Origin of the sequence: Fictibacillus nanhaiensis (assembly GCF_023715445.1) — a bacterium.
Taxonomy (GTDB): domain Bacteria; phylum Bacillota; class Bacilli; order Bacillales; family Fictibacillaceae; genus Fictibacillus; species Fictibacillus nanhaiensis_D.
Genome location: NZ_JAMBOD010000004.1, coordinates 207,293 through 222,459 on the forward strand (window position 1 = coordinate 207,293; position 15,167 = coordinate 222,459).

At 37.0% G+C, this 15,167-nt stretch carries 18 protein-coding genes; 3 read left to right on the forward strand and 15 right to left on the reverse strand.

The genetic code is table 11. The features are described 5' to 3' along the window. Positions 1-48 precede the first annotated feature (48 nt). Entirely contained in the window at positions 49-909 is an 861-nt protein-coding gene (locus tag M3196_RS13320; RefSeq protein WP_251322807.1) for a LysR family transcriptional regulator, read from the forward strand. Between the two features lie 60 nt (positions 910-969). On the opposite strand, the gene M3196_RS13325 is transcribed toward M3196_RS13320, so the two are convergent. From M3196_RS13325 to M3196_RS13375, 11 genes are all read right to left on the reverse strand, one after another. Beyond that, positions 970-1,413, reverse strand: a complete 444-nt coding sequence (locus M3196_RS13325) for an SRPBCC family protein (RefSeq protein ID WP_251322808.1) — start codon at positions 1,411-1,413, stop codon at positions 970-972. A 33-nt stretch (positions 1,414-1,446) separates the two neighbouring features. Next, a complete protein-coding gene (locus M3196_RS13330) occupies positions 1,447-2,091 on the reverse strand; it encodes a pentapeptide repeat-containing protein (RefSeq protein ID WP_251322809.1) in 645 nt (214 codons plus the stop codon). A gap of 27 nt (positions 2,092-2,118) precedes the next feature. Further along, positions 2,119-2,952 (reverse strand): MBL fold metallo-hydrolase, encoded by an 834-nt coding sequence (locus tag M3196_RS13335; protein WP_251322810.1) that lies wholly within the window; start codon positions 2,950-2,952, stop codon positions 2,119-2,121. Positions 2,953-3,520: 568 nt separating this feature from the next. Then, positions 3,521-4,531, reverse strand: coding sequence for a LysM peptidoglycan-binding domain-containing protein (locus tag M3196_RS13340; RefSeq protein ID WP_425311005.1), 1,011 nt, complete (start codon positions 4,529-4,531; stop codon positions 3,521-3,523). A 232-nt stretch (positions 4,532-4,763) separates the two neighbouring features. Continuing rightward, positions 4,764-4,937, reverse strand: a complete 174-nt coding sequence (locus M3196_RS13345; RefSeq protein WP_251322812.1) for a hypothetical protein — start codon at positions 4,935-4,937, stop codon at positions 4,764-4,766. 158 nt (positions 4,938-5,095) lie between these two features. Next, positions 5,096-6,016: a bifunctional helix-turn-helix transcriptional regulator/GNAT family N-acetyltransferase gene (locus M3196_RS13350; RefSeq protein ID WP_251322813.1), complete on the reverse strand. Its 921-nt coding sequence runs from the start codon at positions 6,014-6,016 to the stop codon at positions 5,096-5,098. Positions 6,017-6,168: 152 nt separating this feature from the next. Continuing rightward, the gene (locus M3196_RS13355) at positions 6,169-6,588 is read right to left on the reverse strand and encodes a CHRD domain-containing protein (RefSeq protein ID WP_251322814.1); all 420 of its coding nucleotides are present in this window, start codon (positions 6,586-6,588) and stop codon (positions 6,169-6,171) included. A gap of 182 nt (positions 6,589-6,770) precedes the next feature. Next, positions 6,771-8,120: a S8 family serine peptidase gene (locus tag M3196_RS13360; RefSeq protein ID WP_251322815.1), complete on the reverse strand. Its 1,350-nt coding sequence runs from the start codon at positions 8,118-8,120 to the stop codon at positions 6,771-6,773. A gap of 475 nt (positions 8,121-8,595) precedes the next feature. Further along, the gene (locus tag M3196_RS13365) at positions 8,596-9,102 is read right to left on the reverse strand and encodes an SRPBCC domain-containing protein (RefSeq protein ID WP_251322816.1); all 507 of its coding nucleotides are present in this window, start codon (positions 9,100-9,102) and stop codon (positions 8,596-8,598) included. 19 nt (positions 9,103-9,121) lie between these two features. Then, on the reverse strand, positions 9,122-9,622 hold the full coding sequence (locus M3196_RS13370) for an SRPBCC family protein (RefSeq protein ID WP_251322817.1): 501 nt from the start codon (positions 9,620-9,622) through the stop codon (positions 9,122-9,124). Positions 9,623-9,669: 47 nt separating this feature from the next. Continuing rightward, the gene (locus M3196_RS13375; protein WP_251322818.1) at positions 9,670-10,005 is read right to left on the reverse strand and encodes an ArsR/SmtB family transcription factor; all 336 of its coding nucleotides are present in this window, start codon (positions 10,003-10,005) and stop codon (positions 9,670-9,672) included. A gap of 163 nt (positions 10,006-10,168) precedes the next feature. Here M3196_RS13375 and M3196_RS13380 point away from each other — a divergent pair, with 163 nt between their 5' ends. Further along, on the forward strand, positions 10,169-10,969 hold the full coding sequence (locus M3196_RS13380) for a DUF2935 domain-containing protein (RefSeq protein ID WP_251322819.1): 801 nt from the start codon (positions 10,169-10,171) through the stop codon (positions 10,967-10,969). 33 nt (positions 10,970-11,002) lie between these two features. Here M3196_RS13380 and M3196_RS13385 read toward each other — a convergent pair whose 3' ends face one another. Next, positions 11,003-11,896, reverse strand: coding sequence for an aminoglycoside phosphotransferase family protein (locus M3196_RS13385; RefSeq protein ID WP_251322820.1), 894 nt, complete (start codon positions 11,894-11,896; stop codon positions 11,003-11,005). Beyond that, positions 11,880-12,425: an AAA family ATPase gene (locus tag M3196_RS13390; RefSeq protein ID WP_251322821.1), complete on the reverse strand. Its 546-nt coding sequence runs from the start codon at positions 12,423-12,425 to the stop codon at positions 11,880-11,882. The genes M3196_RS13385 and M3196_RS13390 overlap by 17 nt, the downstream gene beginning before the upstream one ends. Positions 12,426-12,566: 141 nt before the next feature. On the opposite strand from M3196_RS13390, the gene M3196_RS13395 reads away from it, so the two are divergent. Beyond that, positions 12,567-13,499: a sigma-70 family RNA polymerase sigma factor gene (locus M3196_RS13395; protein ID WP_251322822.1), complete on the forward strand. Its 933-nt coding sequence runs from the start codon at positions 12,567-12,569 to the stop codon at positions 13,497-13,499. Between the two features lie 480 nt (positions 13,500-13,979). On the opposite strand, the gene M3196_RS13400 is transcribed toward M3196_RS13395, so the two are convergent. After that, positions 13,980-14,771 carry a hypothetical protein gene (locus tag M3196_RS13400; protein WP_251322823.1) on the reverse strand — a complete coding sequence of 264 codons (792 nt, stop codon included), beginning with the start codon at positions 14,769-14,771 and terminating at the stop codon, positions 13,980-13,982. Between the two features lie 159 nt (positions 14,772-14,930). Further along, the gene (locus tag M3196_RS13405; RefSeq protein ID WP_251322824.1) at positions 14,931-15,152 is read right to left on the reverse strand and encodes a hypothetical protein; all 222 of its coding nucleotides are present in this window, start codon (positions 15,150-15,152) and stop codon (positions 14,931-14,933) included. Positions 15,153-15,167 lie beyond the last annotated feature (15 nt).

Sequence of the window (15,167 nt, forward strand, 5' to 3'; positions counted from 1 at the left end):
TATTTATAATAGAACTATTAGTAATTCTAATGGTAAGGAGAGAATAGAATGAATGCGTATTATGCTTTTATTAAAGCTATAGAGACAGGCAGTTTTACGAAAGCTGCTGAAGAACTTGGTTATACCCAATCAGCTATTAGCCAAATGGTGCATTCATTAGAAGAGGAACTTTCGACGGTTCTTATATTACGCTCTCGAACGGGTATTACATTGACACCTGACGGAGAGGAGTTTTTACCATACATCAAGAAAATTTGTAATTCGCACAGGGAATTGCAAGAAAAGGTTAAAGAGATGGAAGGGCTTGAAAGTGGGCTTATCCGAATCGGCGTATTTTCAAGTGTTTCCTGTCACTGGCTGCCAGGATTGATTACAGATTTTAAGATGGAGTATCCAGCTGTTCACTTTGAATTGCATCAAGGTGATTACACAGAGATCTCGAATTGGATTAAAGAAGGCAGCGTAGACTTTGGCTTTGTGAACCCAAAAGCTGTATCGAACCTGACTACTATTCCCTTGAAAGAAGATGAAATGTTCGCTGTATTGCCAAAAGATCATCGTTTTTCAGGGCAAAACGAAGTGCCATTAAAAGAGCTGTTGAATGAACCTTATATCCTTTTAGATGAAGGAGAAATTAGTGAACCGTTAACGATTTTTCAACAAAATAATTTTGAACCGAATATTCAATACCGGGTACATGATGATTATACAATTATGTCTATGATCGAACAGGGTCTGGGTATTTCAATCCTGCCAAAACTTGTTTTGCATCGCTGTCCTTATCAAATTGTGACTAAAAAAATTTCCCCCTCTTTTGCCCGGACAATTAGTTTGGCTTATAAAGATAAAAGAGTTTTACCGATCGCAAGCCGATATTTTATTGATTTTATTATTGAACGGTATAGCTAAGCATGATAAACATGAAAAAGAGTAACCACATTAACTTAAGTCGTTACTCTTCAAAACGGTTTAATGGATTAATGATGCTCTTAAAGTATTTATATCATTTTCTAAATAACCCTTTAAACAAGTTAACGTATAAACCCAGCCTTCTTTTTGTCCCATCATTTTGTTAACAACTTCAGGATCATCTTCTTTCAAACCTGATTCGATTACTTCAATCATTGTACTCTTATCATCCAATTCAGTTAGTGTGATGGTCACAATGGTTCCTTGATTATGTTCGGCTCCCCAGGAAAAAACGATTTTCTTATTTTCCTCAACTTCTAGAACATTTATAGCCCCTTCTGCATTGTACTCGTCATATCTTAATGTAACCGTCTTGCCTTGTTCCCATCTTTCAGAACTGGAGGAAAACCAAAAACCCCCAATTTTCTCAGGATCGACGATAGCTTCAAACACTTCGCCCGGAGTCTTATTGATCTTCATTTTTGTGGTTACTTGGGTATTCATGTTAACAACTCTCCTATTCTGTTCAAAATATTCTTAGTCGTACTTAACTATCAAACCAAACACTTCAATCAAGGATGCAGCCTGTTCTGGTGAAATAATGGCCCCGCGAAGATCATCTTCTTTTATATGTATAAATGTAAATTGACATTGACTAAGATCCACATTCTTTAAGGAGGTGTCAGAGAACTGCACCTCTTGAATCGTGGATGTTCCAAATTGCACATTATCCAATGCTGCACCAATGAAATTGGCTTCTTTTAACAAGCAAAGATCGAATCGAACATCGCAAAGCTCTGTCAGATTAAACAAGGAATAAGGAGCAGGGCAATCTATAAACTGAACATCTCGCATCACCGCTTCATCAAAGTCCGTCCCAACCAGTTTACACTCTCTAAACTCAACACGATTAAATCGGGCACCGTTTAATTTTACATTCGAAAGATCACACTTTTCAAAGACGACGTCAACCCATGAAGAAAAGGGCAGATGCGATTCCCCAAAGTTAACCCCTTTTACGTAAACCTCACTAAACTGAATGTTCTTGGCGCTCATCGTACCAATCGTTGACTCAATCCTTCCTATTTCGTACACAGCCCCATCCTCTAGTTCATTGATTTCTAGTGTTTCCAAGTCTTCCGGAAGATCTGGGCTGTGAATAGCCCTAATTTTCTTTTTCAAAATAAGTCGCCCCCATTATAGATGGTATTATCTTCGGTCATTGATTAGTGAGTTCACTGTATGTTTTGGAGAACTTTCAAAAAATGAGAAATATTGCAAAGCTTTGTTTTTAGGAAAAAAATCTTTTCTGATCCTATTCATTGGTATACCTGCATCATGCGCTTTAATTACTTTTTCTTGCAGGCTTAACAAATAATCCAGCTTCTTTTCTAGCAATCTGCGTCCATTTTTTAAATATCCACTATGTGAACAATATACCTCCTGGAAGTTATGGGTTAACACAAGTTCAATAGACCTGATAATCTTTGGAACCGATTCGAAAGAAAAGTGAGCCGTAGGAGAATGGAACAAATAAAGGTCACCCGAGAAACAAATTTTCTTTTCTTCATCGATTAGGACAATATGATCCTCCGCATGACCGGGTGTATGTACTACTTTAAAATAATAGGAAGCTGTCTTGATATATTCCCCCTCTATCGGGAGAGCATGAAACGATTTTCTGTTATTCCATAAGAGCGATCGATATAAAGGCAGCCTCGTCTGTTTGTTACATATTGAAACACCAAGTGGATGAATATACTGTGGAATCATAAATTCATCTTCTATCCATCTGCTATTTCCCGTATGATCTTCATGATGATGGGTATGGATAACTCGATTTACCTGCAGTTTCTTTAAGATGGCTTTTACATCCTTTTCTGCACTCTTCGGGCCTGAATCTAAGAGAATATCATCGATCTGAAAAAGATAGACTGGCATCTTAATGCCCAATGTTTTGACTTCCACCTTATAAGAATTGATCATAAACATCTCATCTTCTTTCGTAATTATGATTGGATCCCATAACTTTTGATCTTTCAATCTACCTATTATTATGATTACATAATACCAGTAATTTTGAAACTTAATTTACTTATATGTGAGCCTGTACAGTAAGTCTATGTATAACCATCCTGACCGATTGTTTCATACCGGTGTTTGATTTAAAATAATTACGTCAAATAGTAAAAGTAAAGGCAGGTTACTTCGTTGCACCCAGGTATCTTTTTTGCATTCCACTATTATTTTGACAGGAATTTTTTTATTTTTGGGAATAGGGATGTTAGTCAGTTCAAGCGTTTATTTGAGGGATATTCCTATATATTTAGGGAAAGATTTTGAAGTATTGAGCGGGAAACCATCATCTGTAGAAGATAGAAATACTTCAAAGACAGGTGCAACTGACACCTAAGTAACGATTAAGGACAAAGAAATGAAATTATTTGAGCATGGCCAATATATAAGTACCAAAAACCAGAAATATTAAAAAAGAAACATTTTACTTTTTATTACTTACCTCATTCTGAATGGATTGTTTCCAACAAAATTGACTAGTGTTAAGCACCCTCATGTAAAAAGCGTTTATCTGAACTCAGATAAACGCCCATATTTATTGCCAGGATGCTCGTATTTCTTTCATTTTTTGTGTAACAAGAGGATAAAAGTATTTTTTTGCACTTGCAGTGGAGTTTCCACCGAAAAAGGATGTACCTGGGCAAGTTTTAACAGCATGTCCTTTACTGTTGTCAAACACTTTTTCCCCTGTATTAATATCCCACCAATGATGGTAGGAGATCGTTTCAATGGACGGCGTTAACCCGTATTTCAAACTGAGTAAAGCCGTGACCATAACAATTGTTTCTCTTTGTTCCTTCGTCATCTGATTCTTGCCTTTATCAAAGTTCCCTACATTCTCTATCGCTAATGCATCGGCCTCAATTCGAATCATGGCTTCTTTGTTCTGTAAGCCATATGAACCTTCGGGAGGCGTATCAAACGGTCTGCCAACAGCTACTTTTCCGTCCGGAAAGGTTGTCAAATGCTGACTGATATTGCTCCACCCCATCCCCTTAACATGATGTTCCTCCATTCCTTTTAATAATGAAAAATGATTAGAACCATTGAACTGCTGGTAGGAAGGTATATAAGTATGATGTTGCTGGATCTTTCCTATCTTTCTCGTGAAGATATGATTGAAGAGCCAATCCTTAAAGTCCTCCCTGCTCATCAATACATATTGTCCTTGCATGGCCAGTTTTTTAGGAGGGATTTTTATTTTTTGCCCAATATATAGATTGTTCGAAGAAAGACGATTAGCCGTTTTTATAGATTGAATCGTAGAATTAAACACTCGTGAAAGATCCCATAGGGTATCTCCTGAAACCACCTTGTACATGATGGGAACCCGTAATTTTTGTCCGACCAGTATTTTATCCGACTGTAACCCATTTATTAGTTTCAGATCATTTACGGATGTCCCATACGTTTTTGCGATTTTCCCAAGATAGTCCCCAGGTTTTACATCATACATATTTCTTGGATTATTCTTTGCTTGGGCAGGAGACATATTGATTCCTAGTAAAAAAATAAAGGTACATAGGAGGACGAAAGTTTTTTTCATCATCATTAAAAATCCTTTCCTGAACAAATTTAATCTTATCTTGTTATTTTTGTAAAAGAGCTATTAAATTATTCTAACAAGCATAAAAAAGGACCACCCAATACGTGAGCAGTCCTCCTTACATATTCATAAACAAGTATTTATTTTAGTCCAACGCACAAGAATAAAGGCTAAACCAATAAACACATAAAAAATTCGTTATGGGTGAGCCTCTTTTTCCTTTTATCTTTGATTATCCCGTAATACTTCTTTCAATGGCATCATCCCAACTAGGAAAATAATGAAGGGCATTTCTCATGAGTTGAGGATTTGATTTCTTCACTTGTTTCTTATTTAAATTCATGCCTTTTGCTTTTAATCCTTGAATCTCCGATAAGACTTCTTCTGAGCTCATATTTACTTCCATACATACGTCCTCCTTTAGTTGTCTTATTATCATGTATTCACCATATAAGTGTTTATTATACTCTTTTACCCCATTCCATCTTCTTTCAAACATCCATCTCCCCATTCACGATTCATATACCCCATTTCTTTCCGCCATAACTTGAATCTATTTAGATACTAGTTAATTTCCAGGTCCCAACGTTCTTCGATTAATTTCGTTCCAGTCCATTCTTCATTTGGTTTTTCTTCGGTTTTTCTAAAGTTATATTTTTGATATAGATACCGAGCTGTATTTAACGTACTTACCGTCCATAAAAACACATGCTGATAGTTCTTTTCTTTGCAGAAACCAAGTGCAGTCTCCATGAGTTTTTTCCCAATGCCCATGCCCTGATAATCTTCGTCTAAAACAAACCACCTTAGCTGCGCGATTGTATCACTAGATTTCGTAATGGCAATTGAACCAATGATTTTGTTATCCGCTTCAGCTACCCATAACTCTCCACCATCCGTATTGATCATAAATTCTGTTAAGCCTTTCATTACGTAATATTCAAACTTCCTGCCAAACTTATAGGTATGATCGTATAATATTCCATGCAGGTGGGCTATGTATCCTACATCTCCAGAGCGAAATGGTCGAATCAATACTTCCGTCTGGGAAGGAGTGTCTTGTGAAAAAACAGTTTGAATCGTTTCCATAGATGTGACTAAGCTGGTTATATCATGTTTGGATAAATTACGTATCATGTGTTCTACACCCTGGTTTGCACGTTCAACTAAATCGTTATAAACTTCTTTGCCATATTCGGTCAGATAAAGTGAGTACTGGCGTTTATCATCTGTCGACTGTTCTTTAATGGTGATATTTTCATCTTCTAGTCGTTTGATTATACGACTCATATAGCCTCGGTCAATCCCAAGATTTTCTCTTACATCGGTTGCCGTACACCCATTTCTTAAATGGATTTCAGTTATGACTCGTGCCTCTGTTAAAGAAAAAGGTTGATTATAAATGTTTTGATCGATTTTACCTAGAACATTCGCATAATATCGGTTAAAATGACGTATTTTTTCTACATATCTATTAGATTCCATGAATAAACCCTCCTGAATATTCTGAAATTAAGAACAGTTTACACTTTATCGGTTGACTAAGTCAACTAATAAATTCAAAAAAGTTGGCTTACAATAGGTCGATTGACGACGGATTGCATGCCAACTGTTAAACATCCCTTAATATTTACTTACTAGCAAAAGTGTACGGGTTTAATCTGACCTCTGATTTCACCATCTGGAAATTCCTCGGTGTGAGCATTTACATAAGTCAGCCCTTCTCTCATAAGTCTCGCAAGTTCTCTTAACGATAACCCAGTTAAAGGACCAATCAGATCTCCTCTTGTAAGTGTACCTTTGATTACTTTCTTCTTGGCATCAATTCCAGGCTCGACTAGACCAAAAAGGAATGCCACGACTGGCCCGTTTTCTCCTCTGGCGCCTAAATGAATATGCGCTTGTGTAAAACCTTCAATACATTCCACAGTTAATTTAAAATGCAGTTCTCTAAAATTTTCATTAAACTTAAATTCGGTTGAACCGCTTGCAATTGTCTTGACGGGAGGCACTTCCTCTCTCCCGGTTAATTTAGCAGAAAATAAACGTGTAAACATCATATCATCTCCAATAAAACAAAAAAATCGTTTTATTACATGATATGCATGGTTCGATTATTCGCATGGTGACTTGTCCTATTGCAAAAAAAATAAATCACTCAAAGATGGTTCGAATCCGTATCATTAACCATATAAAAAAGCGAGGCTATGTAATAAGTCCCCGCTTCTTCGAGTTGATATTAATTGTTCAACGCATTTACAGCATTAATTAAACCGAAACCTGACTCTCCATCATATCCTTGTTTAAATACATCTTCGGTTGAGGACTGGATGATGCTCTTTACCTGTGCAGGAGAAAGTTTGTCTTTACCTTGTTGTGCAATAATGACACCCGCAAGAGCAGCTGTTTTTGGAGCTGCCATGGAAGTTCCGCCTTTATAACCATATCCGCCTCCAGGAATTGTGCTTAAGCATAAGTAAGTGTTATCTCTTCCAGTACCAGTTGCAGGATTATAATTTGGTCCGAGGTCACCACCAGGAGCCATCACATCAATTTTTCCAACACCATAGTTAGAATAGAAAGCTAGATTCTTAAGCTGACCACCTGCAGAAACTCGAATCATAGTCTGACTGCTCGGACTGCGGTGGGTTGCTCCATTATCATCGCCTGATAGTTTACCAGGGCTTCTTAGATCAACTGCATTGTTTCCTGCAGATCCTACTACAGTCACACCTTTATTAATCGCATATTGAATCGCTCTGTTAAACAATCGAACATCAGCAACGGTATCTTTTGTCGCGTAATCAGGGTTTTGGAACCAGTCATATCCACCAAGAGACATATTAACAACATCGACATTGTCATCTGCAGCTGTCATTAGTGCTTCAGCAATATGAGACGTTTCCGCTCCGCCTGTTGGACCAAATACACGATAAGCAGCCACTTTTAAATCAGGGCCGATCCCCATTGTGCGTCCTTTAGCAGCAATAGAACCAGCTACATGTGTTCCATGTGAATTTTGATCCATTGCATCAGGATACCCTGGAACAAAGGATTTACCATAAGCATAGTTTTCTTTTAGATCTGGGTGATTGTAATCTATTCCTGTATCTATAACTCCGACTACAATATCGTTTCCATCGATAGATTTACCCGTCCCGCCAGGAAGATTCCAAGATTTCCCGTCTTTCGTAACCTGTTTTATATCCCATTGTAAGCTCTCATAAAGATCTGCATTCTCACCAGAAGAACTCACTAAAGCTATTTCTTCTATAGCTGCTGTTTCAGGCTGTACAATATTTTGTACACCTGCTTCTAGTACTGTACTAGAGTTCTTAATTTCTGAAAGGAAGTTTGGATTACTAGAAACAACCTCTACGGCACCTAGCTTGTCCAATCTGGATTCGATTTGTCCTCCAGCCTTCGAGATTTCGTTACCGAAGCCTGTAGGTAATTTCGCTTGCTCTTTGAAGATCACTATGTATTTCTTTTGGGGACCATTTTCAGCACTTACCAAACTACTGCTGCTAAAGGTCATTGTTGCACCAAGAGTTAGAGCTAATGCACCTGCTAATATCTTCTTTTTCATCCAATTACTACCTCCTTTATACTAATACTATTATTATATTAAAATTTTAAATATTTACAATCTATTTTTAGAAAATTATTTATATTCAGTTTTTATAAATCTCTTGTTTTATATGCCTAAAGGCGCACTTCTTTATACCTATTCACCTATAAGTATAAACTGTTTTACCTACTAATAATATTTTCTTGAAATAATAAAAAGAACAACCTGCCATTAAGGTGATTGTTTCTTTACAAGAATCTTATTGTCTCAACTCAAGTTTTTTACCTATACTTCACGAAATATTTCTCCATTAAAAAAGACGTACAAATGACTGATTGCACGCCTTCATCAATCTAGTTATCCCGCTCTTACAAACTCTCTTTCTTCTAATAACGCTTGCAGCCACTGTGAGGGTTTCTTGAACTCAGATTGATCCGTTACAGATGGATTTAAATAGGAATACCAGCTATCTGAATTTACGCCTCATAGCTTACTATTTTACTTCTTTTAAGTGTAATTCCAACTTATCCCACGATTCTGTAAATCCTTGAACCATTCCCATATCGAGTAACGACTTTAATGTATCTTCTGAAGAGAATTGAGCGTGGTTTACAAGTTTTGTTTTTCCTTCGTGTTCAATGAGCGTTAAAGTGATCTTGATTCCCGGCATGTTTTCGTTTATATTTCCTTCTTCGTCAGAAAAGTAATCTTTATAAACGATACGCTCAGGTTCAACGATCTCTTCATAAAATGATTTCCCCCAAGACTTCATATCTCCATCTGGAGATTCCATGCAATAATGCCACGTTCCTCCTTCACGGAAGTCCATCTTATTTACAGTAATCGTCCAATATTTCGGTCCCCACCATTTTGACAGGTGTTCAGGATCAGAAAGCGCCTGAAAAACCAGCTCCCTCGGTGCATCGAAGATTCGAGTAAATATAAGATTATTGCCCTCAACCGTTGTCGTCATTGAATTCTTTACATTGCTTTCAGCCATTTTCAATTCCTCCTTTGGTTTATAACAACTCACCATTCTCTTGAATCTTTAACAATTGTGCCTCTAAACGATTCATTGTGGATTTCGCACCTTCAATGGCTCCGAATTCTTTAACTGCCTTTTCCAGTTCATCAACTGACTTAAAGATCATTTGCATGGTTAGTTCCGTTTGATCTCCTTGATCTGCAAAGGTCACGGTTACACGAAAATGTTCTCCTGTACTGTCACCATGCGCATAGACAAGACGCTCAGGAGTAACAACCTCAAGATAATCAATCTTATTATCATAATCAACACCATTTGGTCCATGCATCACGTAGCGCCATATACCACCTGGTCTTACATCTATTTCTTGAACCGTTAGTGCAAACCCTTCTGGTCCCCACCATTCTGGCAAATGTTTCGAATCCGTCCAAGTCTTAAAGACAAGTTTACGCGGAGCATTTAAAACACGTTTGATCATAAGTTCTCTTTCACTGATAGACGTCATCGTTTGGTTCGCAGCTTTACTGATTCCCATACATGCATACCTCCATTATCGTTTTTAAAACGTTGCAGATTGACCACCTACTTGCTCTTAGTATCATCCACTTCCTTTCTTTGCAATTTCTGAAGGTAATCGTCCAAGCGATCCAATCGTTCGTTCCAAAGATGCCGGTAAGATTCAATCCAGGAGTCCAACTCCTTAAATGGCTGGGGTCTTAGCTTGTAATATCGTCGATTGGCGATTGGCTGCACTTCGACGAGCCCGTTTTCACTAAGTACGCGCAGGTGCTTAGAAACTTGAGGCTGATTCATTTCAAGTTTGTCTGTGATCTCCCCAACTGTAAGGGGCCCATCACGCAGAAGTTCAACGATTCGCAGGCGGTTTGGCTCGGCGAGAGCATTCAATATTGTTTTCATGATTATAATATACACCAAAAGGAATATACGTGTAAAGGAATATTTAAAATTTATTTCATCAGCGACTAAGAGTTTCAGGCGTACTTATTTTGAACAGGTATTAATATATATCAATGTGATGATCAAAGGTAAGTAATTATTCTTTTGTTTAAGGGGAGGACTTATGAATTTTAAAGAGGCAGCTAAATTTGAACATACGTTTTGGCTTCAGATTCTCGGTGACCACGCGCGCTTTATTTTGGATTCACTCGCAGAAAAAGAAAAAGCTGATATACAGCAGGCAAAATATTTTAAACAGAAATTCGACCAATACCTCTCACAAGCACGCACGAATATGGATATGCACGCATTAACATTAGCTGTTTTGAAAGATGTACAAAATATGCGGAATTTTAAACTTACACTTATCGAAAAACTTCTTTTGGGTAAAATCACGATCCATCTCTCTCCTACTTTTATCAATCACATGGTTAATGAAATTGAAGAATACATCCTCGTACTGAACAGTCTTGAAAAGAAAGAAGTACCGCCTGTTCAGCATGAGCTGCATTATCATCTAGCATGGCTCCCTGATGCCGCGGGGCATGCAGCAGGAATCTCAAGCAAACTTGACCTGGTAGAAAAACGATTAAAAGAAAAAAGCGAAATGTACACCTTGCACTTTGAACAGTTTTATTTAAAAGCACTTGAATTGACCGGCTACTTGCGTACAAACCTGCAGTCTTTCCCGGCTTTAAAACGGATGAATAAAGATGTTAAATTAGAGATTGAGCTGTTCTCTAAATTCCTCCATGAATTAGAAGAACTGGAGCTTTCCGAGCAGGCACTTGGCACATTTTCTGCGCTAATGGCTGATCATATGGCGCGGGAAGAATGCTATTACCTCACGAAGCTCTCTCAATCTGCCCAGCTTCCCCCCTCACAATGTGACCCTACTAAGCCCAGAACAGAACGATCCGTTTAAGAAAAAACCAATCCCTAAACGGATTGGTTTTTATTATGGCTTACACAGTTCCTTAAAAGCTTCAATTGTATTCAATTGTCTTTCAGTAAAATTCCCTTCTTCAATTGACCAGCAAGTTGATAACACAGCATGCGAGAAACCTCTTAACAATACTCTTTCTTTATCTAAGTTCAATTCATTCACAAAAATATCAACACGTTTTTTAATTGTGTCCTTTACGTTTTTTTCTGGTAATTTGTTTAGCAAATACTGAATTACATCGTATTCCCTGTCTCCAATTAATCCCTTTGGGTCAATCGCCGACCACGAATCACCGTTCTTTAATAGGTTGTAATGATGCAGGTCCCCGTGAAGCAGGTATGAATGGTTTATTTGACCATTCAACTGTTCAAATACAGATAAAGCCTCTTGTAGTGTTTCTTTTGATATAGGACCGAAACCATTCGGATTGTTATTGAATATGCGTTTCAAACTATTTTCCCGATCGCTGACTGTTTCTAATTCCGTTTTATTCGGTGCTGGAACCCACAAGCTTTTCATGACTTCAGAAGCTATATAGGCTGCTTCCTCATCATCTTCTATAACTGCAAGAGTAACTCCAGGGCTTAATCGTTCCAAAATCATGATCCCACGATCAACATCATACTCCAAAAGCTCAACCATTTTTTTGCCTTTCATAAGCCTAAGCGTTTCAAGCTCACCAAGGAATTCCTTACGCGAAAGCACAACTTTTATCACCACTTCTTGTCCATTGTTCCGAATTGCTGGAGCAACAAAATTGTAAGATAGATCAAAAGGGCCCTGAATGCTAATTTCCAATCGCTCCTCGTAAGCAGCAATCATCTGATCAAAATTGTTCAGCCACTCTTTGGCTTTATCCTTGTGAATGCTTTTCATCGTTTTGACGAATTTATCTGGTAATCTCATGGTTTTTCTCCAACGTTAGGTAATGAATGACTTCATCCATATAATTTTCTAAAGGCTGATTCGTATCTACCACCAAATATTTGTCCTCAGAAGGTCTCTTGCTGTTATGTAGTCCGTAGTTAAACATATCCTCATTCGCTTCTTTAATTTGACTGATCATCTGGTTACGATTCTTTAACCTTTCGTTGATGCGGTTAAAGTCATCTAGAATACACTCGACATACTTGTAATTCACATTAAATTTATTTGATAAACCTGTGCCTTTTTCAACCATCTCATCGTAAAAGCAAGGACTATCAAATACCACACTATTACCTTGAGATAACTGAAATTCAATTAAAGACCAATCAATATTATATGAAATTTTGCCTGCCAGCTTTGGATCTATTGTGCCACCATCTATTGCATACAGCAATGCAGATTTTACAACATCGTGATCAATGACGACCGCACCGGTTCGTTTACCGATTTCTCGAGCAAGTGTTGATTTACCTGCTCCTGGAAAACCGGCCATTTGAAGAAAGAACATGCCTTCCAACCTCCTATTATATCCCATTAAACAATATCACAATTTTTCATTTATTTTAAAAAAATTTAGATAATGCGTATAATTTTAGGAAAGGCATTCGTCGTACATATAGAACGAAAAATTCTTTAGGAGGGTTTTATTTTGTCACAATCACAAACAGACACACTACATGAGCAGTCCCGTGAGCTTCAGCAACAATTTCAATCAATAATGGTTGATGTTGGCGATGACCTTTGGAAGTACTGCCGCTTTCTGACTGGATCACCATGGGATGGGGAGGATCTTTTTCAGGAAACGATGCTTAAAGCTATGGGTGGTTTGTATACCAGATGGCATCCTACCAATCTTAAATCCTACTTGTACAGAATGGCGACCAATACGTGGATTGACCATTGCCGAAGAGAGAAACGACATGTTGGTTCATTGGATGAATTAGATGAACCACGCGAAGATTTTTCCGACACACATGATCTGGAAGAAGCACTCGAAAAGCTCTACCACCTTTTCACCCCAAGACAGACTGCCGTTTTCCTTCTTATGGAGGTCTTTCATTTTAAGGCAGAAGAAGTAGCAAGTATCGTTAAGACGACACCTGGGGCTATTTACGCTACAACAAACAGAATGAAGGTTAAACTAAAAAACGATGCAACTTTACTCCCTAAACAAAACAGAGAATCAAAATTGCAAAAAGATGTAGTAATCTCTGCCTATTTAAAAGCCTTTAACCAAGGTGATCTAGAAGGGATGTTGTCCTTATTCAGCGATCCAATTCACTATGAAGCTTCATTAGGATTCTTAGAGACGACGAAAGATGAAATGCGAGAAGGCTCTCTTATGTACGGTTTACCTGGGCATCATGCAAAAGAATGTATATTATGGGGAAAACCAGTGATTGTAGTGTTAGCAGATTCTGTTCAAGGACCTCTCGTTCACGACATCCAATATCAAGATGTAGAAAACGGTAAGATCGTTTACCACAGAAGCTACTTCTTCCGAAAAGAATTTATTATGGCTGCAGCTAAAGAACTCGGGTACAAACCACAACTGGATAAAGCTCCACTGAACTGGGAGTAAAACGATTAAAAGTCGATTCTATTTACTAAGGAATCGGCTTCTAATTAATTGTTTAATCATTGAATGACTTCAGTTTTCATTTCAGAAGTAAATTCATGATTCACATTGCGATGTACATGAAAAGTCACTCTTGCATCTTTTTCATTTTGTAAGAGATAGTGATAGAATTGCTTTTGCCCCTCAATTGGAACAACTTTCTCTGAATCCCCATGTAGTAGAAGCACAGGAGAATTACTAACATCTTTCCCTGGGGTCATACTTTTTAATTACATCTATTTCTACTCCAGACAGAGCATCCCTATTATCTGCTTTTCTAAATAATTCTTCTGTTAACACAAAGGATCCTGAACCGTTTATGTTGACTAATCCTGCTATATCCTGATGAAAATTTTCTAATAGCCTATTCAACTAAAAATATGCCGATATTTACATTCGGCTAAAAAAATCCCACTCAGAACTGAGTGGGATTTTTCAAACTACTTAAGTTGTTATTTTACTTTCCTCTTTAATATCATCATAACAAGCTAAAATTAAACTCTTCATTTCAAGTAAATCCTCAACAGAATTAATATATATTCTTGAATTCCCCATTCCTTTTGGTGATTCTTCAACCCTAAAACCAGGACACATTTGATCGACAACCTGTGGTTCTAATCTTGTAATAATATTTTTATTCCCTGTATCCGAATAAAATCTAATGAACCATTTTGTTATTACTCGATTCATTATATTAAAGTAACTTGAGTTATCTTTATATTTCAAGTTCTCCACATCTCTACCACTTACCTCTAAGGTTTCTTTGATTATGGAGAACGCTCTAAGTTCTTCTTCGGTAGTTAATACACCCGGTTTTGTTTTTTCTTCATTAACATCTTCTAATTTATCGTCAACATCGACTTTGGTTTGGTTTGATATTAAAATATCCTCTTGAGCTTGTTCTGCTTGAACATTAGTAAAAGATAAACCTTCTCCTATAATTTCTAATAGCGTATGGTTAATTGCTTTTTTAATTATCGGTCTAAATTTTTCTACTACAATAGAAGTTACGCGTTGATTATTTAAATCTTTTATAAGGAATCTTACAAAGTCATCGGAAGGATTTTTAAATAATTCTTTGAGGGTAGTATTTATGTTGTTAGTATAAACAAGTTCTTGGGAGAATTTAATATTTTCATTAACCTCAAAGTCTTCTTTTGTAAAATGCTCAGTTACTTCAATATCAAGATTAGTTAATGATTCAATATTAAATTGATAAAAAGGTTCGTCGTCCATAATATTATCTCTTTTTAAATCTGTGAAAAGCTTATATTCTGTACCATTAGTTAAAATAGAAAATCTAACATCAGGTGTTGCATTAAAGTATCTATAAATTTGGGAGCTATGTCTATTAATTTCTCATTGACTGATTTAGCTTCAACAAAAATTATTGGTTTATTGTTTTTCTTTTTTTGCGTAATCTACTTTTTCACCCTTTTTAATTCCAAAATCAGAAACATATTCAGGTTCAACTTCAAGTGGGTTAAATACATCAAACCCTAACTTTTGAATAAAGGGAATGATCAAAGCTTGCTTAGTGGATTCTTCATTAATAATATGAGATTTTCTTTCTATAAGCTGGAGTGATAATTTCTCAAGTTCTTGCTTAAAATCCATAATAATTCCTCCTTT